The 20,922-nt window shown below is 64.4% G+C and carries 15 protein-coding genes and 1 pseudogene; 4 read left to right on the plus strand and 12 right to left on the minus strand.

What is annotated here, in order from left to right; genetic code table 11:
* Nucleotides 1-359 precede the first annotated feature (359 nt).
* Genes BC1002_RS06180 through imuA form a run of 4 tightly spaced genes read right to left on the minus strand, consistent with a single transcriptional unit; the run spans nucleotide 360 to nucleotide 6,656 of the window.
* Entirely contained in the window at nucleotides 360-1,319 is a 960-nt protein-coding gene (locus BC1002_RS06180; protein ID WP_013089214.1) for an SOS response-associated peptidase family protein, read from the minus strand.
* A 48-nt stretch (nucleotides 1,320-1,367) separates the two neighbouring features.
* A complete protein-coding gene (locus tag BC1002_RS06185; RefSeq protein WP_013089215.1) occupies nucleotides 1,368-4,517 on the minus strand; it encodes an error-prone DNA polymerase in 3,150 nt (1,049 codons plus the stop codon).
* A 32-nt stretch (nucleotides 4,518-4,549) separates the two neighbouring features.
* Nucleotides 4,550-6,019 (minus strand): Y-family DNA polymerase, encoded by a 1,470-nt coding sequence (locus tag BC1002_RS06190; protein WP_013089216.1) that lies wholly within the window; start codon nucleotides 6,017-6,019, stop codon nucleotides 4,550-4,552.
* On the minus strand, nucleotides 5,949-6,656 hold the full coding sequence (imuA, locus tag BC1002_RS06195) for a translesion DNA synthesis-associated protein ImuA (protein WP_026228047.1): 708 nt from the start codon (nucleotides 6,654-6,656) through the stop codon (nucleotides 5,949-5,951). Before imuA ends, BC1002_RS06190 begins: the two co-directional genes overlap by 71 nt.
* Nucleotides 6,657-6,740: 84 nt before the next feature.
* Between imuA and BC1002_RS06200 the strand changes: the two genes are divergently transcribed.
* The 4 genes from BC1002_RS06200 to dctA are packed head-to-tail and all read left to right on the plus strand — an operon-like array spanning nucleotide 6,741 to nucleotide 9,793.
* Nucleotides 6,741-7,025, plus strand: a complete 285-nt coding sequence (locus BC1002_RS06200) for a hypothetical protein (RefSeq protein ID WP_013089217.1) — start codon at nucleotides 6,741-6,743, stop codon at nucleotides 7,023-7,025.
* Nucleotides 7,026-7,055: 30 nt separating this feature from the next.
* A complete protein-coding gene (locus BC1002_RS06205; protein ID WP_013089218.1) occupies nucleotides 7,056-7,463 on the plus strand; it encodes a GFA family protein in 408 nt (135 codons plus the stop codon).
* Nucleotides 7,464-7,520: 57 nt separating this feature from the next.
* Nucleotides 7,521-8,489 carry a LysR family transcriptional regulator gene (locus BC1002_RS06210; protein ID WP_041734332.1) on the plus strand — a complete coding sequence of 323 codons (969 nt, stop codon included), beginning with the start codon at nucleotides 7,521-7,523 and terminating at the stop codon, nucleotides 8,487-8,489.
* Complete coding sequence (dctA, locus tag BC1002_RS06215; RefSeq protein WP_013089220.1) at nucleotides 8,486-9,793, plus strand: C4-dicarboxylate transporter DctA; 1,308 nt, start codon at nucleotides 8,486-8,488, stop codon at nucleotides 9,791-9,793. Before BC1002_RS06210 ends, dctA begins: the two co-directional genes overlap by 4 nt.
* Before the next feature lie 40 nt (nucleotides 9,794-9,833).
* On the opposite strand, the gene BC1002_RS06220 is transcribed toward dctA, so the two are convergent.
* From BC1002_RS06220 to BC1002_RS06255, 8 genes and pseudogenes are all read right to left on the minus strand, one after another.
* Nucleotides 9,834-10,616 carry a substrate-binding domain-containing protein gene (locus BC1002_RS06220; protein WP_041734607.1) on the minus strand — a complete coding sequence of 261 codons (783 nt, stop codon included), beginning with the start codon at nucleotides 10,614-10,616 and terminating at the stop codon, nucleotides 9,834-9,836.
* Between the two features lie 43 nt (nucleotides 10,617-10,659).
* The gene (gene tcuC / locus BC1002_RS06225; RefSeq protein WP_013089222.1) at nucleotides 10,660-11,955 is read right to left on the minus strand and encodes an MFS transporter; all 1,296 of its coding nucleotides are present in this window, start codon (nucleotides 11,953-11,955) and stop codon (nucleotides 10,660-10,662) included.
* 199 nt (nucleotides 11,956-12,154) lie between these two features.
* On the minus strand, nucleotides 12,155-14,854 hold the full coding sequence (locus BC1002_RS06230) for a CoA-binding protein (protein ID WP_013089223.1): 2,700 nt from the start codon (nucleotides 14,852-14,854) through the stop codon (nucleotides 12,155-12,157).
* Nucleotides 14,855-14,864: 10 nt separating this feature from the next.
* Nucleotides 14,865-16,169: pseudogene (locus tag BC1002_RS06235) on the minus strand (ATP-grasp domain-containing protein).
* Between the two features lie 488 nt (nucleotides 16,170-16,657).
* Nucleotides 16,658-17,068 carry a GFA family protein gene (locus BC1002_RS06240; protein WP_013089224.1) on the minus strand — a complete coding sequence of 137 codons (411 nt, stop codon included), beginning with the start codon at nucleotides 17,066-17,068 and terminating at the stop codon, nucleotides 16,658-16,660.
* Between the two features lie 176 nt (nucleotides 17,069-17,244).
* A complete protein-coding gene (locus BC1002_RS06245) occupies nucleotides 17,245-17,559 on the minus strand; it encodes a high-potential iron-sulfur protein (protein WP_013089225.1) in 315 nt (104 codons plus the stop codon).
* Between the two features lie 86 nt (nucleotides 17,560-17,645).
* Complete coding sequence (locus tag BC1002_RS06250) at nucleotides 17,646-18,911, minus strand: c-type cytochrome (RefSeq protein ID WP_013089226.1); 1,266 nt, start codon at nucleotides 18,909-18,911, stop codon at nucleotides 17,646-17,648.
* Nucleotides 18,912-19,030: 119 nt separating this feature from the next.
* Complete coding sequence (locus tag BC1002_RS06255) at nucleotides 19,031-20,758, minus strand: methanol/ethanol family PQQ-dependent dehydrogenase (RefSeq protein ID WP_013089227.1); 1,728 nt, start codon at nucleotides 20,756-20,758, stop codon at nucleotides 19,031-19,033.
* Between the last annotated feature and the right edge of the window lie 164 nt (nucleotides 20,759-20,922).

Raw genomic sequence — 20,922 nt, forward strand, 5'->3', positions numbered from 1 at the left:
CGCGTGAGGTTCAGAAGGGCCAAAGACAGTCGGTGACCCCGGCGCGGTCCGTGACGTGCGTCTGCGCATAGGTCAGGTCGCCGCCGAGCGCGGTCTGCTGCGAAGCGTCCGCCGCGGGATGTTTGCCCATACCGACGTCTCCTGTGTTTGCAGTGGGAGCCCGAAGGTGTGATCGTGTCGGGCGCGCTGCGCAGCCGTTTCGATGATTGATGGGGTCCGAATCGCGCCTGTTGTGGACCGCTACACCCGGGTAGTCTTGAGCAGCCGACGAACATCCATAACGAGAATATGTTACTGCGCGAAGATTGCAAGGATGATCCGACACCGTATTGCGCGGCCCGGAAAACCGTGTGTTGTATTCAGGCTGCGATCCGATGTTCGTAGAACGGCCGGTCCCGGTCATCGAGAATCGCGTACGACGCTGCCAGATCGCGCGGATCGGGATTCAGCCATGCGTCGATATGTTCGGGCTTGATCGGAATGATGCAGCGATCATGGCCGGCGGCGGCAACCTCGGGTGGCGGATCATCGGTGATGGCCGCGAAGGACAATAGATCGGGCTCGCCTTTGCCGCTCCAGCGTGACCATAAACATGCGACCAGCATGTCATGGGGCGGATTGGGGCTGAACTCCAGCCGGACATTTTCATCCTTGTCGCCGGGCGCCAGTTCACGGCCTTCCATCCGCGCGCGCGATACGTTCTCATAGAACGAACTGGCCAGCACGAGTCCATGCGAGTAGCCGAATAGGGTCTTCCAGAAACCTTCGAGACTGTCGCGACGAGCGTTGTACGTGCCCGGATAGCGGGTGTCGTGCGAGGCGGGCTTGCCGGCGAGGCGGCACTGATAGCGCATCGGTTTGACCACGCGCTGGCCGTTTTCCATCACCAGTACCGGCGCGTAGTACCCCGGAAAGATGCGCGAGTCGCTTGCTTTGGGATCGACCCGGCGCAGATCGTCGAGCCGTTCGAGCGTGCGGTCGATCTTGTCTTTGGCGATCCGTTGGCTCTCGGTCGCCGCCTTCGTGACTTTGGTCTGCAAAGAGCGCTCGGCATCGGCGAAGCGGGTGCGCTGTTTGAACAGTTCCTGTTCGAGCTTCACGGTCTGCTGCGATCTGAAGCGCTCGATCAGCGCCCAGACTTCCCGTTCCGCGTCGGACTGCGGTTCCGAGAAGGCGTCTTCCATCGCTTTGGGAATCCTGGCCTGATTGTCCTCAGCGCGTTCGAAGAAAAGCCGCGCGAATTCCTCGATGCTCATCTGCGCGCCGAACATGCGGACGTAGCGCCGGTAGTCCGCCTGAATCTGAGCCGAATAGCACATGGATGCCCTCCGTTTGCTGTTCCGATGATACGCATTCGCGCGCCCACGTCAGCAGAAGTTTCTGCTCGTCGTTTGCAACTCGCCCAGCAGATGAGACATATCGACGAGCCGCTGCGCGACCAGATGCCGTACTTCCCCCTGACATTGCCACGTGCCGTACACGGCGAGCAGCGTGGCGCCCAACGCTTCCTTGCGCTGTTTTTCGAGCAGGCTCGGCCAGATGATCACATTGACGTTGCCCGTCTCGTCTTCGAGCGTGACGAACACGACGCCCTTGGCCGTGCCAGGACGCTGACGCACCGTCACCAGTCCGCAGCCGCGCGCGAGGCGGCCGTGGCGATAAGTCCGCAGCGTCGAGGCCGGCATCAGCCGGTTCGCGAGCAATTGCGGCCTGAGCAGTTCCAGCGGATGGCGGTTCAGCGTCAGGCCGAGCGAGCGGTAGTCGGCGACGATGTCGTGCGCTTCGCTCGGTGCGCCCAGTTCGGGCGTTTCGTCCTGAGTTGCCGCGGCCGCGAGCATATCCTTGTCCGGCACCGCGACGACCGACTGCCACAGCGCTTCGCGGCGGTTTCCCGCGAGCGCTGCCAACGCATTCGCATCCGCGAGCGCATGCAGGTCTTTGCGGTCGAGCTGCGCGCGGCGCGCGAGATCGTTGACGCTCGCGAACGGACGAACCGCGCGCGCGTTCTCGATCCGTTCGGCGGCGCCGTCCTTCATGCCGCGCAGCAGCGAAAGACCGAGCCGCACGGCGGGGCGCATCGCCCCCGCACGCGGTTCGAGCGAGGAGTTCCAGCCGCTCACCGTCACATCGACCGGCAACACCGTGACGCCGTGCCGCTGCGCATCCTGAACCAGTTGCGACGGCGAATAGAAGCCCATCGGCTGGCTGTTCAGCATCGCGGCGAGAAAGGCTTCGGGTTCGTGACACTTGAGCCAGCTGCTCGCATAGACGAGCAGCGCGAAACTGGCCGCGTGGCTTTCGGGGAAGCCGTATTCACCGAAGCCTTTGATCTGTTCGAAAATCGCTTCCGCGAAGGCCTGGTCGTAGCCGCGCTCCTGCATGCCGAGCACGATGCGGTCATAGTATTTTTCGAGTCCGCCCTTGCGTTTCCACGCGGCCATCGCGCGCCGCAGCTGGTCGGCTTCGCCGGCGGTGAAGCCGGCCGCGAGAATCGCCACCTGCATCACCTGCTCCTGGAAGATCGGCACGCCGAGCGTGCGGCCCAGCGCGGTCTTCAACGCGTCGCTCGGATAGGTGACGGGCTCGAAGCCCTGGCGGCGCTGCAGGTACGGATGCACGGCGCCGCCCTGAATCGGACCCGGCCGCACGATCGCGACTTCGATGACGAGGTCGTAGAACGTGCGCGGCCGCATGCGCGGCAGCATGCTCATCTGCGCGCGCGATTCGATCTGGAACACGCCGACCGTATCGGCGGCTGAAATCATCGCGTAGGTCGCCGGATCTTCAGACGGAATGTCCTGCATTTCGAAACGTTCTCCGCGCTGTTCCGAAACGAGGTCGAGCGTGCGGCGGATCGCGGACAGCATGCCGAGCGCGAGCACGTCGACCTTCAGCAAGCCCAATGATTCGAGGTCGTCCTTGTCCCACTCGATCACCGAACGGTCGGCCATCGCCGCGTTTTCCACCGGCACGAGCCGCGTGAGCTTGCCGCGGCTGATCACGAAGCCGCCCGAATGCTGCGACAGGTGGCGCGGAAAATTCAGCAGCTGCGAGGCGAGCTTCGCCCAGGCCTGAATCAGCGGCTTGTCCGGGTCGAGGCCGGATTCCGCGAAACGCGCGAGCAGATCCCGGCTGGTATCGAACCAGTGATGCGACTTCGCGACCGCATCGACGATCTGCGGATCGACGCCGAGCGCCTTGCCCGTTTCCCGCAGTGCGCCACGTGGACGATAGGTCGACACCGCCGCCGCGATCGCCGCCCGGTCGCGGCCGTACTTGCGATAGATGTACTGGATCACTTCTTCGCGCCGCTGGTGCTCGAAGTCGACGTCGATATCCGGCGGCTCGCCGCGCTCCTTGCTGATGAAGCGCTCGAACAGCATGTTGCCGCGCGCGGGGTCCACCTCGGTCACGCCGAGGCAGTAGCAGACCGCCGAGTTCGCGGCCGAGCCGCGCCCCTGACACAGAATGTGCTGACTGCGCGCGAAACGGACGATGTCGTAGACGGTCAGGAAATACGGCTCGTATTGCAGGTCCGCGATCAGTTCGAGTTCGTGCTCGATCTGCTGCTGCACATGATGCGGAATCCCCGCCGGAAAACGCCGCTGCGCGCCGATATAGGTCTCCTGGCGAAGATACGAGGCCGGCGTATGGCCGGCCGGCACCAGCTCGTCGGGATACTCGTAGCGCAGCTCGTCGAGCGAAAACGTGCAGCGGCTCATGATGTCGACCGTCGCGGCCAGCGCGTCTTCCGGATACAGGTTGGCGAGCCGCAACCTGGAGCGCAGATGCTGCTCGGCGTTCGGCGCGAGATCGTAGCCGCACTCATGGACCGGTTTGCCGACCCGGATCGCGGTCATCGTGTCCTGCAGCGGCTTGCGCGAGCGCACGTGCATCACGACTTCGCCGAGCGCGACGACGGGCACGTCGCGGCTCTTCGCGACGAATTCGACCGCGCCGCGATGCATGTCGTCCATCGCGCGTTGATGCAGCACGAGACCGACCCATGCGCGGCCGGTGAAGGTTTCGTCGAGCCATTCGACCTGCGCGTCGAGCGCGTCTTCGCTGGCCGGGAAATCCGGCACCAGAATCGCGAGGCAGTCGGGCATGCCGAGCAGGTGGCGATATTCCTTCTCCGGCCGCGACAGATCCTGCGGCGTGAGCCGGTATTCGCCCTTGGGCGCGCGCATGCGCGCGAGCGTGATCAGCTCGGACAGATTGCCGTAGCCGTTGCGGTTGCGGGCGAGCAGGATCAGGCCGAAGGCCGGCGAACCATCGGCATTGACGAGCCGGAAATACGAACCGACGATGAACGGCAGCTTCGCTTCCTTCGCCGCGACATGCGCGCGCACGACACCCGCGAGCGAGCATTCGTCGGTGATCGCGAGCGCGGAGTAGCCGAGCTGCGCGGCACGCTGGGCCAGTTCCTCAGCGTGCGACGCGCCGCGCAGAAACGTGAAGTTGGAAAAGCAGAACAGCTCGGCATACGCCGGCAGCATCGTGAAGGTGGTGTCCATGGCCGTTCATCCGCGCATATCAGCCGCGCCTGTCAGCCGAACAGGCCATGAAGGAACCAGCGTTGCTCTTCTTCCGCGTCGCGGCTGCTCACGCGCTCGCGGTAGATCCAGTAGCAGCTCTGGTCGTCCGCCTGCGCGACGAAGTAATCGCGCGTGACGAGTTCGCCGTCGAACCAGCCGCTCTCGATGCGCTCGCCCGGCGACACCATGCGCAACGGCGAGCCATAGAACGGGCGGTGCTGGCGCATCAACAGACGCACCGGCGTGTCGAGCATCCACGTCGGGCGCGGCAGATTCTGCGGCAGCGGCTCGGGTTTGACCGGCTGCGACACCGGCAGCCAGCGGTTCGCGATCTCCGGGCGATGATCGGCGCTCGGCGCGGGCTTCAGCACGTTCTCTTCGCCGAGCCGCGCGACCAGCAGTTCGAGCAGGCGCTCGTGGTCTTCCTGCGAGCCGCCCGGTTCGGGAAAGAGCGTATCGGACGCGGGCGCGGCCGACTCGACGTTCGACGCATCGAGCCGCAACGCAATCACGGGCGCGGCGAGCTCGATGCGATGCAGCCGCTCCTTCAGCAACCGCATCAGATGTTCTTCGCGCCAGGTCGGCTCGCCGAGCGCGATGTCGATCGTGGTCGGCTCGATCGCGTCGCGGCCGCGCTCGTGTTCGAGCGACAGGCGAATGCCGCTGACCGCCAGCTGTTTCGCGCATAGCCATCCGCACAGCTGCACGACGAGCCGCTGCGCGCCGAACACCGCGCCATCCGCGTGTTCGAGCCGGTCCGGCATCTCGATGCGCGCCGAGAACGTGGGCGGCAGTTCGAGCCAGTCGAACAGTTCGGGCGCGGTCCCGAATGCGCGGTCGAGCGAGTCGAGCAGATGTTCGCCGCAGCGGCGCTGCAAGCCGGCGCGGGGCAGGCGGCGCAGATCGGCGATGCGCTCGCAACCGAGGCCCGTGAACCAGTCGGCGAACGGGCGGACTTCGGGCACGGCGAGCATCGGCAGCGCGCAGAGGCGCTGTTCGAGCGACGCGAGCTTCAGCACGCGGCGGTTGCCGAACTTCGCGAGCAGCCACGCGCCCTGGCCGGTCGGCGCGGCACTGATGCGCGCGGTGAAGCCGAGCGCATCGAGGATGGCTTTCGCGTCGCGGCACAGCGCGAGCAGGCCGCCGAAGAGCCGCAGACTCGCGCCGATCTCGACGACCACCGTCGCCTCATCGAGCAGCGCGACTTCGGGCGAGAAGCGCATCAGCGCGATCCCCACCTCGCGATGGGCCGCCGCTTCGCGGCCGCTATCGCGCTCGTACATCTCGGTTTCCGGCGACAGCGTCAGCACGCCGCCGCGCTTCATGCCCGCACGCACGCCTGCCGAGCGCGCGGCGGGATCGGCCATGACCACCTTGTCTTTCTCCAGCACCGCGCAGCCATGCGCGGGCTCAGGCGACCACTTCGGTCTGAAGACCTCGAGCGGCAACTTTGGCAGATGAACGGCGAGAAAGACGCGCATGTCGGGAAAGCAGAACGGGAGTGGGTTGAAGGGGAATCGACAGGGGCTCTGCGCGAGCGGGCCCTCGTCGTTTCACGATGTCGATGGTGAGACCCTCGGCCGATGGCCTGAGCGCGAGCCGCAGCAGCGCGGGCGACGCGTCCTGCGCGGTGGCGAGCGGCCGCACCATGATGAACAGCGTCTCCGACGACTGCGCGGCCAGATGCAACCGGCGCAGCGACGACGCCTGCGCGTACTGCGCCCAGAAGATCAGCGCGCCGCAACTGCCGGCGCGCAGGATCTGCTCGGCGGACCACAGCGCGTCGGCGGTTTTCGGCGCATTGATGCGCAGCACCTGCTGCAGCGACAGGCCGATGTAGTTGAGCCCGAGGCCGTCCGGCGTATGCGGCGGCTGCACGAAGGCGACCGGACGCTCGCCGACGGCGCTGAGCGCCGGCTGCAACAGCCGCAGTTCGCCGACGCCGGCCTGCTGCACCAGCAGATCGACCAGCGCGCCGAGCGGCCAGCCGCCGCCGGGCAGTTCCGCCGACAGGGCCGGATAGCCGGTATCGACGCTGCGGCCGCGGCCAGCGCCAAGCTGGGACGCCCGCCACAAGGACGGGTGAATGGCTTCCGGTGCTGGCAGGGCGGTTGTCATTTGCGAAAATACCTGTATGGATATACAGTATCCTACATCGTTTTCAAGATATGGCGAATAGGCACTTTTTTCGGGAGCGGATGAATGGACATGCGAGTGCGCAAGCCGGCCGGGCATCCGATGCCCGAGATCGCGGCGTTCGTGGCCGAACTGAAAGCGGTGTTCGGCGAGCCGGGCATCGATGAAGCGATTCGCCGCGGCAAGGCGGGCGAGCCGAGCTTTCATGCGCGGGAAAACGGCCGCTCGGTGGGGACGGCGCGGCCGGCCGAGGCTAACGTCTGGCGCGTGGATCGCGCGGTGCGCGACCGTCATTACTGCGAGGGTTGCGACGGCTCGTGCGTTGGCAGCGCGAAGTCGTGCCGTCCATAATTGCAGGTGCCCTCAACCTCGGAGAACCCCATGCTGCGCACGTACCTCGGAAGTTGCCATTGCCAATCGGTGAAGTTCGAGGCTCGCATCGATTTCGACGAGGGCACGTCGAAATGCAATTGCAGTTACTGCAGCAGGCTGCGATTCTGGCACGTGCAGGTTCGCCGGGAGGACTTTCGTCTGCTTTCGGACGAAGCCGCGCTCAGCGAATATCAGGGGAAAAATGCGGTCGCGCATCATCCGTTCTGCCGGCGCTGCGGGGTCCATGTATTCGATCGGATCGATATGCCGAACGGCACGGGGTATCCGTATATCAACGTGAATATCATGTGCATCGATGAACTCGATCTCGATGCGGCGTTGAGTGCGCCCGTGATCTATCGGGATGGGTTGCACAATGACTGGGGCAATCCGCCCGAGCAAACGCGGCATCTTTGATCGCTGCGTCTCCTGAATAATGCAGAATAATCGGATTCCAAGATGCGGAGACCGGTCGTGGGCGTCAACTTCGACTTGAACGACTTGCAGGCGTTTCGCGCGGTGGTGGAGCTGGGCAGCTTCCGCAAGGCCGCCGAGGCGGTGAGCATTTCCCAACCGGCCTTGAGTCGTCGGATCGACAAGCTCGAGGAAGCGCTCGGCGTGCGTCTCTTCGAGCGAACCACGCGTAGCGTCACACTCACAACGGTCGGCCGCGTGTTCGCCCCGAGCGCGGAACAACTGCTGGATGACCTTGACATCGCACTGCTCGGCATTCGCGATGTTTCATCGAGCCGCCTGGGTCATGTGACTATCGCGTGCGTGCCATCGGTGGCGTACTACTTTCTGCCGAGCGTCATCGCGAGCTACCATCGCCGCTTTCCACGCATCCGGGTCAAGCTTCTGGATGCGAGCGCCAACGAGGTGCTTGGCGCCGTCATCAGCGGCGAGGCTGATTTCGGCGTGAGCTTCATGGGCAGTCAAGAGTCCGAGATCGAGTTCAAAGTCCTGCTGCAAGAGTGGTTCGTTGCTGCTTGCCGCCGCGATCATCCCCTCGCACGCAAGAAGCGCGTGACCTGGAGCGAGCTTTACGAGCACGATTACGTCTCGGTCGACAAGACTTCCGGCAACCGTCTGTTGCTCGACCAGGCGCTCTCGAGCGTCGCGCCACGTGCGCCGAGCGTCTGCGAGACGCGACACGTGACGACCATGCTCGGGTTAATCGAAGCGGGGCTCGGCGTCGCCGCCGTGCCGTCGATGGCCATGCCCGGACATGACCACCCGATCCTCACGAGCGTGCCGCTCGTCGAACCGGTGGTGAGACGACGCGTGGGAATCGTAAGACGGCGCGGACGGCCGCTCACACCGGCCGCCCAGGAGTTTCATCGGACGATCATCGAGATGAAGCGCGCCGGAGCCGCAAGCGGTGATGCCGTGGGCAATAACGTAACGGCGACAGTCAAGACAAGAAGGAAGACCGCATCGTGAGGTTGGCAAGACCGCTTCGTCCGCTCTATGTGCAAGTCCTGCTGGCCATGGTGCTCGGCATGATCCTCGGCCATTTCTGGCCGGCAACGGGCGCGCTGCTCAAGCCGCTCAGCGACGCGTTTCTCGGGCTCGTGCGGATGATGGTCGCGCCGATCGTCTTCTGCACGATCGTCTCGGGCATTACGTCGCTCGCCAGCGGGAAAGCCATCGGACGCACGATCATCCGGGCGCTGGCGCTTTTTTATTGCCTGACGGCCGTCGCGCTCGTGTTCGGACTCGGCATCGCGTTCGTGCTGCGACCTGGCGCGGGCATGCACATCGACGTACATCATCTCGATTCGAGCATCCTCGCGCAATATACGAAGCACGCGCAGGCGGGCGGACTCGTGGCGTTCGGGTTGAGCGTGATCCCGGAGACGATGCTCGGGGCCTTCGAGAAGGGCGAGGTGCTGCCGGTGCTGCTGCTCTCGCTGCTGTTCGGCTTCTCTCTGAATTCATATCCGCAGGCCGGCCGGCCCGTGCTGGCGCTCATCGACGGCGTCGCCCAGATCCTGTTTCGCGTCCTCGCGATGATCATGCGGCTCGCTCCGCTCGGAGCGTTCGGCGCGATGGCGTTCACGGTGGGCCGCTTCGGCATCCGCTCGGTCGGCTCGCTCGGCATGCTGATGGTGTCGTTCTATGTCGCATGCGTAATGTTCGTTGCGCTGGTGCTCGCGCCGCTCGCGCGGCTGCACGGTTTCGCGCTTTGGCGACTCCTGCGCTACCTGCGCGAGGAATTGCTCATCGTTCTCGCGACATCGTCGACGGAGCCGGTGCTGCCGCGTTTGATCGGGAAGCTGGAGGCGCTCGGTTGCGACAAGGGCGTCGTCGGGCTCGTGCTGCCCGCGGGCTATTCGTTCAATCTGGACGGCACCGCGATCTATCTGACGCTCGCCTCGATGTTCATCGCTCAGGCGTGCGATGTGCCGCTATCCGCGTCTCAGACCGCGACGATGCTCGCCGTCATGCTGCTCACTTCCAAGGGCGCGGCCGGCGTGTCCGGCAGCGGGCTGGTCGCGCTCGTCGCTACGCTCACGGTGATTCCGGACTTGCCGGTTGCCGGGGCGGCGCTGCTGGTGGGCATCGACCGCTTCATGTCCGAGGCGCGGGCGCTGACGAGCGTCATCAGCAACGCGTGCGCAGTGATCTTCGTTTCGATGTGGGAAGGCGCGTGCGATCGAGCACGTCTCGCACAGATGCTCAGGGCGCCCGAGCCAGCCCGCCCGGACGTCGCGGATGATCCCGCGACAGACGCCTTGCGGTGACGGGAATGCTGGCTGAGACAAGCCTTTCCGTGGTTCTGCCTCAATGCGCCAGGACGGAATCGAGCCCGGTCGATTTCACTTCCGCTTGTACATCGGGTGAAGCAAGATAGTCGAGAAGCGCTTTCGCTTCCTTCGGATGCCGCGCACCGACGGGAATGCCGGCGGCGAAACGCGTGACGGACTGCAGAGACTCGGGAATCTTGCCGACGAACGTGGCGCCCTGGACGGGCAGCAATTCGCTCACCTGCTGGAAGCCGATTTCGTAGTCCCCGTTTGCCACCACCGACGCCACCGGAATCCGCGGGATCATCTTCGCCTTCGACCTGACCTGATCCTCGATGCCCAGCTTCCTGAACAGCTCTCGCTCTATATAAACGCCGCTCGCGCTGTCCGAGTAGGCGATCGACTTCGCCTGCAACAGGGTCTGCCTGAGGCCCTCGGGCGAGCCGATGTCGGGCTTCACCGCCCCTTCGCGCACGACCATGCCGATGCGCGAATCGGCCAGCTCTACCCGCGATCCGGGGATGACCTTGCCTTGCTTGATCAGCTCGTCGAGTGCGTAGCCGACCATGATGACGGCGTCCGCGGGCTCGCCGCGCTCGAGCCTGTTGGGGATCGCTTCGGGCGATTTGCCCATCGAGGGCCCGAGCGAGGTGTCGAGCGTGTTGCCAGTCTGGGACGCGAACCTCGGGCCGAGCACCTTGTACGCGGCGGTGAAGCCGCCGGAGCTCATGACGTGCAGGTCGGCGGCCTGTACGTTCGCCGCAGCGGCCGAGCTTGCGACGAGCGCCGCGGCGCAAAGTTTCAGAAGCAGATTTTTCATGGTCATGGTCGTGTGCGGTTGCGATGGATGCGGGGCAAGCGCATCAGTGCGCCGGCGTCAGCGTTACTGCGCGGCGGCGATAGAGCGCGAACGTCGCCAAAAGCGCGCACGCTGCGGCGAGGCTCATCCAGTATCCGGGCGCGGCCTTGTCGCCAGTCATATGAATGAGCGCCGTCGAGATCGCGGGCGTGAAGCCTCCGAACACGGCCGTCGCGAGGCTGTAGGCGAGCGAGAACCCGGCAACGCGCACCTGCACCGGCATCACTTCCGTGAGCGCGACGACCATCGCGCCGTTATAGATGCCGTACATGAACGAGAGCCAAAGGAGGACGAGCAGCATGTTGACGAAGCTCGGCGCGTGAGCGAGCAGCGACAGTGCCGGGTAGGCGGTCGCGATGGCGAGCACCGTCATGGCGACGAGGAGCGGCCGGCGGCCGAGCTTGTCGGAGAGCGCCCCGCCGATCGGCAGCCATACGAAGTTCGATATGCCGACACACAGCGTCACGAGCAGGCTGTCGGCGGTGCTCAGGTGCAGGACCGTCTTGCCGAAGGTCGGCGCGTAGACCGTGATGAGGTAAAAGCTCGTGGTGGTCATCGCCACCAGCATCATGCCTGCGACGACGACGGCCCAGTTCTGGACCAGCGTGCCGAATACTTCCTTCATGGTCGGACGATGCTGGCGCGCCTTGAACTCCTGCGTTTCCTCCAGATTGCGACGCAGCATGAAGATGAACGGCACGATCATGCAGCCCACGAAGAACGGCACGCGCCAACCCCACGCTGCGATGGCCGATGTGCTCAGCCACTGATTGAGCCCGAAGCCGAGGCCCGCGGCGACGACGATCGCCACCTGTTGGCTCGCGGACTGCCAGCTCGTGAAAAACCCTTTGCGGCCGGGCGTGGCCATCTCGGCAAGATACACCGACACGCCGCCCAGCTCCGCGCCCGCCGAGAAGCCCTGCAGCAGCCGTCCGAGCAGCACGAGCGCGGGCGCCAGAAGTCCGATCGTCGCGTAGCCCGGTACGAACGCGATCAGGATCGTGCCGCTCGCCATGATGGAAAGCGTGACGATGAGGCCTTTGCGGCGGCCGACGTCGTCGATGTAGGCGCCGAGCAGGATCGCGCCCAGCGGGCGCATCAGGAAGCCGGCGCCGAAGACGGCGAACGTCATCATCAACGAGGCGAACTCGCTGTGGGCGGGAAAGAAAACGTTGGCGATCTGCGTGGCGTAGAAGCCGAACAGGAAGAAGTCGAACTGCTCCAGGAAATTCCCGGCCGTTACACGGAAAACCGTGGCGGCCTTCGAACGTCCGGTGGAAAGGTTAGACGAGGGGTGCATCGAGGTGTCTCCTGAGATCTTGAAAAGACGCGGTGGTCCGGCCGATTGTGGTTTTGGAAATATTGGCCTGGAGGCGGCAAAACGATAAGTGCAACTTTCGCAACGATTGATGTCCTGCCGTTATCAATCGCGGCCCTGCCGCCGTCGCCACCGCGCCGCGCAATGCGAGCACGGCGGCGGCCGTCAGAGGCCTTTTTCGTCACGCAACGAAGTGGCATTGGGAGGCGGCCGTGCGCGTATCCATATTGCGTCCGCGGTTCAGATGATCGTCAATTTCAGCAGCGCAGCCGAGCATGCGCGGATAGAGAAAGATCGTGAACGCGGCCGTTTCGAGATCCGTCTCGCTGAACGCTCCGCGCCTGAGCGGCTTCCACAGCATCTTGAGCAGCAGCGCGGCGATCACTGCGTCGACATTGACGCAATAGACGTTACGCGACACGCCGGCATCGAAAAGCGCCTGAACGAGCGCGCGGTAATACGCATGGAACACGTTGTACTCTCCGCGAGCTTCATAGAGGTTCGCTATGAAGACCTCGCGCGGGTCGTGATTCACCGGCTTGTCTTTGAAGACCGGATGATTCACACCCGGAAGTTTCGCGATGTCGAGACTGCCCGCATGCTTCTGGCGTGCCTTGTACTGCGCGTAACGATCGACAGAGCGGCGCGCGAGCGCTTCCAGGTCGACGGCATGGTGCGCATCGGAAGGATCATCGAGGCCGCTGTCGCGGAACGCCTCGTTGAGGAACGCAATGCCTTCATAGCCGTTGCCGCCATGCGTATAGCCGGTGTGTGTGAGGAACCCCGCGAGCGCCTTGTTCAACTGCACGCGCTCGGGGCTCTCGGGGCCATCTGCGGATACCGCGCCCTTTGCGCCCTGTGCCGAAATTGCGCCCGGTCCGTTTGTCAGCAACAAGCCGGCGAGCGTCCTGAAGGCGAACAAATCGTCGGCGGTGGGTTTCAGGTTGAGGAGCGCCGCGAAAGCGATTTCGGTCACGGTGCGCTCGCCAAGCAGCTCTTCGGTGGCGAAGCCGCAAAAGCCCTCGGAGCTGTGGCGCGAAGCATCCGCCGAAGCGCCGATCATCGTGCCGAAGAGTTTCGTCCACCACGGCAGACTTTCCGCCGTCAGGCGCGAGATGCGCTTGCGCATCAGCGGCCCCCAGGCGAGCGTCGTCGTGATGGCCGCGAGAACGGCTTCCGAACGCGGATGTCCCGGGCCGCGCGCCAGCCACCGGATGATTGCGGAACTCACGCCGCGCGCGGCGAGCGCCGCGAGCATCGCTTGCGCTTTCGGGTCGGGTTCAGCGGAGAAGAGCGCCGCGCTGCCGGTGGTATCGACGGCATCGGTATCGAAAGTCTCATCGAATGCGTCCGTGAGCCTGGCTGCCGCGAAGCGGTCGATCATGAGTGCTGCCGCCTCACGCGCGGCGCGCTGACGAATCGGCCCGACGATCGCCGCCGCAGCCGCGAGCACGGCGTTGGGCGCATTGCCCGCCTCGCGCGAAGCCTGCGCGGCAGCCAGTTCCGGCGTGCCGTGCAAGTTCACCGCCGCGCCAACCGCCACGTCGATGAGCTTCGCGTCGTTCGCTCCGCCCAATTCGTGCAGTAGCGCGAGACAGACATTCTCTTCGAGCGAGTGGGTCGCCGCTTCGAGCATCGACACGCCGTGCAGGCTGCTCACCTGCGAGCTCGCGTCCATCTGAGAGGCGCCCGAGGCATCCTTCATCGGCTGGCGCGGCGGGACCGCGCCTATCTGGCTGTTCACCCGCGCCACCTGCTCGTTGTACGGCGCGATGGCTTCCACCACAGGCAGGGCGAGTTCATCGGGCAGTGCGAGACCCTGATCCGAGCCAAACCACGGTTTGAGCGCAAGGCTGCCTTCGGGCTCGAAGTCGGGCATCGTCGCGTTCTCGCGCATCACCGCCGTGAGTGCCGCCGGAATGTGCGCGATGTTCGTCACCACCGCGCCCTTTGCCGAGCAGCACGGATCGTCCGGCGTGAAGAGCCGCTCGACGCCAAACTTCTCCATGAACCAGCGCTCTTTCGCGCGCGCATCGTCGGCGCCGCCCGCCATTGCGCCCGCGTGGCCCACCGCACGCGTGAGACGGCTCTTCCAGCGTCCCACCACGCACGCGACGACCGGTTTCGTGAATGCGGCGTCGGCCTCGTAGTAGCCGCCCGGCTCGCAGTACAGCACGGCGGCCTTGCTGCGCGCGTCGTTGGCGAGGGCGAATGCGAATTCCGGCGCGGCATAGTGGATGTAGACGTCCTTGCCGCTGGAGACCACGGTCGACGTACCCCAGCCGCTCATGCGCAGATATTGCGCGATGGTGGTGCTGAATCCGCCCGAGTTGGAAAAGATCGCGATGGAGCCCTGCCGCAAGGTCGCGCCGGGATCGTCGCCGCCGAGCGCGCCGCCGATGCGCACGCGCTGCCACGAATCCGCGACGCCCAGTCCGTTTGCACCAAAGATGTCGATGCCGGCCTGCTGGCCCATCGCTCGAATTTCCCGTGCGTCGTGCACCGAGATCTTCTCCGTGATGATGAAGATCTTGCGCAGATCGGGATTTACGCGGATCAATTCGGCTACGCCGTCGCGCGCGGCCGAAGGCGGCAGGTACACGACGCCGCAATTGAACCGGTGCCCGGCTTCGAGGCCTTCGCGCACGTTGTTGTAGACAGGGATATCGCCCGCGGGAGTCGCGAGCACCTGTCCGCCTTTGCCAGGCGCCGTGCCGAACACGACGTTCGCGCCCGAAAACGCATGGCTCACCGGCGTCACCTCCGACGACTCGCCGCCCAGTATGTTGAGCACGCATACCCGGTCTTCGCGCGTGGCGATGTGTGCGAGCGACTGGATGCCTACGAAATACCTGAAATGATTGTTTCCTCGCTTGACCACGTCTATCTCCTTATGCCACGTGCGTTTCTGCTTGCGGGTGCGCCTCGCGCGCGCCGATACGCGCCGCGACCTGCGCGCGTCCGCCCGATTGCATCCACGCATCGGCCTTGCGTGCGTACTGGATCACTTCGCTGATGTCGGAATCGAACCCGAAGAGGCGATAGGGCAGGCCGAGCGCATCACAGGTGTCGCGCAGTGCGGACATGCCACGCACGAGGTTCGGGCCGCCGCGTCCGAGGACGACATAGAGCGGCGTCGGACCGTGCTCGCTGAAGTGCTCGCGCAGTGCATCGGCCATCGCGCGCAGCGTTTCGTATATGTCGGTGTTGTTGGACTTGCCGCCGATGATGAACAGTACGTTGGACTGCTTCAGCCAATGTCGGAAGCAGATGCGCGCCACTTCCTTCATCTTTTCGTAGGGCGGATTGCCGCCAAAATCCGACGAGATGATGGCCGCGTCGCCCTACATCTCCGTGACGAGCGAATTGGCTCCGCCGCCGAACGTGGGCGCGAGGATCGTTCCCTTGTCGTTGATCACGTAGACATCGCTTTGACCCTGGTGAGTGCGAAGCTGATTGATCTCCTGCTCGAAGTCCGAGTAGTCCGCGGCGAACAGGTGAGCGGGCAGGCCGAGACGGGAGAAGCGCGGGTCGTCGCGATCGAATCCACATTTGAAGTCGCAGGCCACCGGCATGAGGCGCCCCTTCTTGTCCTCGCGCATGCGGATCGGATTCAGTTCGAGCGTCGTCATGCCGAAGTCGTGAAAGAGCTCCCAGAGCTTGGGCAACTGCTGCACGAGTGGAGAAATGATCTCGCGCGGCGCGCCGATCTCGCTCAGCGCATTGGCGACGACGAACGCTTTCAGGCCGGTCAACGCATCGAAGGGCACCATTGCGACGTGCCTGGGATCGACCTCCTCGATATCCATGCCGCCCCTATGCGAGAGCGTCATGGTCGGAGCGCGAAAGCGGGTGGAATCGGTAATCGAAAAGTAGACTTCGTGTTTGGCTGGTACTCCGGCTTCGAACGTCACGCCGTTCGCCTTGGCCCTTACGTGCCCCACGATATGCTCGGCGAAGTAGAGGCGCTCTTTCTCCGCAAGCGCGGTCTTGAGATCGGTCGCGCGCCCCAGCAATCCGGCCTTGCCCTTTTTGCCCACGCCGCCCTTGAATACCGGCTTGATGAAGATCTGCTTGTGACGGTCGATCAGCGACTTGATCTCTTCTTCGCTCGCCCCGGGCCCCAGCACTTCGCTGGCTGGAAATCCGACAAATTGCAGCAGGCGCGCGCCGTGCAGCATTCCAGTGATTTGCATATAGAAGTCTCCTGAATTCTCTTGCGATATGAACGGAAAGCGGTTTGCATGCGACCAGTGCTGCGCTTCGCTCGCAGCAGGTGCGAGCGAAACCCGCGTCGTCGAGCCTGCGTGCTTGTGGCAGCGGGAATCAACGGCGACGTGTCGTGCAAAAGATGCGTCGGTGCGCAGCGCCGCGAACGTGACTCGAGCTCGCAGTCGGATGCGCTGATAGGAACGGCGTCACGCGCTTGTAGGTTCTTCTTCTAATGCGCTGTTCTTTTGAACCGTTTTCTCGGGCTTCTGGTGACACATAGTTGCGCAAGAAGACCAGGAGTAGAAGTGCGATTTTTGGAAGCATTGATGCATGGGCGTTATCAATGCCAATGCTGCGACCGATGAAGGCAGGCCTTGATGAGGGTTTTTGACGTCAGTGAGGTATTCCGCTCCGCTTTGACTGGGTCTGATTCTGATATCAAGCCAATGCGGTTTCCCTGCAATTGCGCCGGTCAGGGGGCTCTTCGCGGATGGTGGGGCATGTCCGGCAGGTGGGCGTCCAGTCGATGGCGTTCCGATGTGAACTGAGCGAACTCGGGGTTGAATCTGGAAGGATCATCGAGCGTGCCGGCGTAGAGCGTCACGATGTCCGGCGCGTGATGCGGCGTACCGAATAGCAGGCTGCCGCAATGAGGGCAGAAGTTGCGCGTCGTCGGCATTCCGCTGCCGCCGATCTTCGTATAAGGCCTGATTTCACCTTCGAACGAAAAGCTGCCGGCTCTCACCACGACGACCGGCAAACCCGCGGAACCGGAAGCGCGTTGACAATCGCGGCAATGGCAGATGAGTTGCGCGAGTGAATCACCGTGAGCTTTGTATTGCACCGCGCCGCATAGGCAGCGCCCCGTCCAGGGAGTTGACATCGATGTGCTCCGGTTCAAATGTTCTCGCTGTTTGTTCGGGAGGCTAAGAATACATGCGGCGGACAGTAGCTTGGCAGAGCTCCAACGTCGTTCTGCAATCGCATCGAATCAGCGAGCGGAGCGTCGGCTGATCCGTCGCGGGTGTGCCGTTTCGTGGCGCACCCGCAGACCAGCGCTCAAACTCGCGGCGCATAGACATTACACCAGCCGTCCGCCGCAACGGATTTACCCGGGAACATCGGGCAGGGTCCAGCGGCCTCGCCCGCTGCGCCGGTGTAGAAACGACAGTTTGCGCAGGTCTGACCCGCGTGGTACTTGGGGAACTTCGCGGCGTCGACGCTGCTCGCTTTCGCACGATAGCCGAGCGAGCCGGCCGTGGCGTCGTTTTCATCGACGGGCGGCGGCGCGGCGATCGCGAGGTCGGCGCTGGCGAGTGCGGCACACAGGCCCGCGGCCTGGAGAATGAAGTGTCTGCGATTGTGAGAGACCATGATGATGTCCTGAGAAAAGAAATGGGTCGTCCATGCCGCATTCGATCGAAGCGGCGTGGCGCTGCAATGCAATGCGAAGCAACGCGTTAATGGCGCGGTCCCGCGTTCAGCGGTGTGGTCGAAGATTGCGCGGCCTGCGCGGTCAGCTTCACGTTGCCCGTGTCGTAGCCATTCGTATAGAGCAGATAGGCCATCAGGTCGGCGTACTCCTCGTCGCTCATCTTGCCGGGATGATCCGCGGGCATGTTGGTCGACATGTACTGATAGATGCCGCCGATCGTCAGATGCGAGTTGGCCGCTGGCGCGAAGGACGGTCCGATCAACGAAGGCGCGGTGTTGCCTTCGAGCTTTTCGCCGTGGCATTTCGCGCATGAATCGGCATATAGATGTTCGCCGTGGGCGACCTGATCGTGATCGAACGACGGAGCCTCGGTCGTCGCCGCGACCTTGATGAAGCCGCCCGAGGCTGGCATGCCGCTCACGCGCCATACATTCGCACGCGGCGACGGCTGCGTCGGGCCGTCGAGATAGCGTGCCGGACTGCGGGTGGCCGTCGTCGCCGAACCGGTCGCGATGGTGGCGGGTAACGCCCAGTTGCGCGTTAGCGCCGCGAGCCGCCCATCGCTGCGCAAGCGCGTGAGTGCGTCGTCGATGCGCTTTTGCAACTGCTGCGTGCCGGGTCCCGACGCGAACACGAGATGCCAGTCGGCATAGGGCGATTCGGCAACGGCGACGTCGAAGTGCTGCTGCGGGTGCGCACGCCGATATGCCACCACGGCCGGGTACCAGACGATCGCGCGCTGGGCGCGTCCCTTCGCGACGGCGTCGACGGTCAGCTTGGAGCTGGTTTCCAGATCGAAGCGCGCGTTTTTCTGCTGGACCGCGATCAGTTGCGACGGGCTCGACCAGGTGGCCGCAATCGTGATCTTGCCGTCCGGTGCCGCGACGTTAGTGCTGGCCGCATGGTCGCCGCGCAGCGTAATGCTGACATAGCCGGAGTGCAGATAGCCCTGGGAAAAGAGCAGCTGGGAGTCGGCGCCGTCGGCGACGCTCGAACGCGGAAAGCCCGCGATCACATCGCAGTCGCGCTGCAGCGATTTCGACAGCTCGCGAGCGGAGATGCCGTCGTCGCCGCCGTCGTCGTCGATGCCGCGCGACGCGAAGGTCGCGGCGATGCCGGCGGCGTTCAACACCGCGCGTGCAACGGACTTGTCCAGCGCGGCCGAAGGGCTGCCCGGCATCGTGCACACGCGCACGCTGGACGACGTCTGCGTGGCCGCATGGACGGCAACCTGCGCGGCGCCGGCGACCAGCGCGCTGGCGAGAGCAACCTGAGTGAGTCGAATGTTCATGATGGTGCGTTCCTGTGATGGCGGGAACACCGCGCCCGCATTAGCTGCGTGCGGGCGCGGAGAGATGCAGCTGCGAGAGTCGGAGGTGCAGAACGAGGCGGGTGCAGTGGCTGCCGCGTTCAGGTGCGATCGAGCGCGAACACATACAGCGTGCCGCCGCGCGGGACGTCCTTCGCGACGTCGGCCATCGGGCCGCCCCAGATCGGATTCGCGCCGCCGTAGCCCGCGAGCACGGCCACGTATTCCTTGCCGTCCACTTCGAACACGGAAGGTTGCGCGACGATGCCGCTCGCGAGTTGCGGGCTTTCCCACAGCACCTTGCCCGTCGTCACGTCGAACGCGTACAGATGGCCGTCGAGCGAGCCGCTGAAGGCGAGGCCGCTGGCCGTCGTGGCGACGCCGCCGTTCCAGGGCATTTTGGTCCAGTGACCCCACAGCTTCTTGCCGGTATTGACGTCGATCGCCTGAAGCTCGCCATACCCCTGGCTGCCCGGTTCGGGCTGGATCTCGAAGCCTTCGCCGAGGTAGGGCAGACCCTCCATGTAGCTGACCGACTTGCCGGACAGGCTCATGCACGCATGCAGCGACGGCACCACTGCGATATGCCGCTCAGGATCGTACGAGGTCGACCACCAGTTCTTGCCGCCGAGAAAGCTCGGGCAGGTGTTGATCGTCGTGCCGGCCTTCGGAAACCGGCTTGCATCTTGAATCGGCTTGCCGTCGGCGGTGTAGCCTGTCACCGACAGCGCTTTGACGAACGGCTCCGCGTAGATCAGCTTGCCGGTCTTGCGGTCGATTGCGTGGAAGAAACCGTTGCGGTCGGCATGGATGATCGCGTCATACGGCTTGCCCTTGTAGGTGATGTTGGCAAGGACCGGCGTGTTGACGCCGTCGTAGTCCCACGTGTCGTTATTCGTGTACTGGTAGTGCCACTTCAGCTCGCCGTTCTTCGGGTTGAGCGCGAGCAGTGAATCGGAGTACAGGTTGTCGCCGGGACGCAGCGCGGCGAGCCACGGCCCCGGATTGCCGACGCCCCAGTACAGCGTCTGCGTGGCCGCGTCGTAGGTACCGGTCAGCCACGCCGCGCCGCCGCCATGCTCCTGCATGCCGTCGGGCCATGTGTCGCTACCTTTCTCACCGGCACTCGGGATCGTATAGCGCTTCCAGATGATCGAGCCGTCGTCGGGATTGAGCGCGGCGATATAGCCGCGAATCCCATACTCGCCGCCCGACGTGCCGACCACGATCGCGCCGTCGAGCGCGAGCGGTGCAAGCGAGAACGCGTAGCCGAGACCCGGCTCGAACATCTGCTTTTTCCACACGACGTTGCCGCTCTGCGCGTCGATCGCGGCCACCTCGCCGCTCAGCATCGCGACGTAGACGTTCTTGCCGTACAGCGCGACGCCGCGATTCACGACGTCGCAACAGGCGGTCCTGAACGATTGCGCGCCGAGCTTCGGCTCGTATTTCCACAGCTGCGTGCCGGTTTTGACATCGAACGCATAGACGTTGTCTTTGGGCGTACTGACAAAAAGGTAGCCGCCGTTGACGATCGGGGTTGCTTCGAATCCCTGCTTGAGTTCCGCGGGGAACTGATAGCTCCAGGCCTGCTTGAGCCCGGCGACGTTCGACGCATCGATCTGCTTCAGAGGGGAATGTGACTGGCCGCTATAGCTGCGGTAATAGGTGAGCCAGCCCGGGTCGCTTTGCGCTTGAGCGAGGCGCTCGTAGGTCACGGCGGGATAGTCCGGCGCGGCGTCCACCGGAGCCACGTTCAGTGCCATCGCAATCGCGATGCTCGCTCCAAGGACAGCCAGCCGGCCTGCGGCGGGCGAACGGTTCTTCATGGTCGTCTCCTGAGTGTTTGTCGATGCAGTGCCGGGAGAGGCGTCGCCCCTTTGTTCCGTGTCGATCCGGTTGCGATGCCGTTACTGCAAGTCGCATGCCATTTTTGTGAGCGAGTCCGAAGCGGCGGCGCGCCTGAAACGTGCTGTGGGACATATCGCCCGAG

The organism is Paraburkholderia atlantica (assembly GCF_000092885.1).
Lineage (GTDB): Bacteria > Pseudomonadota > Gammaproteobacteria > Burkholderiales > Burkholderiaceae > Paraburkholderia > Paraburkholderia atlantica.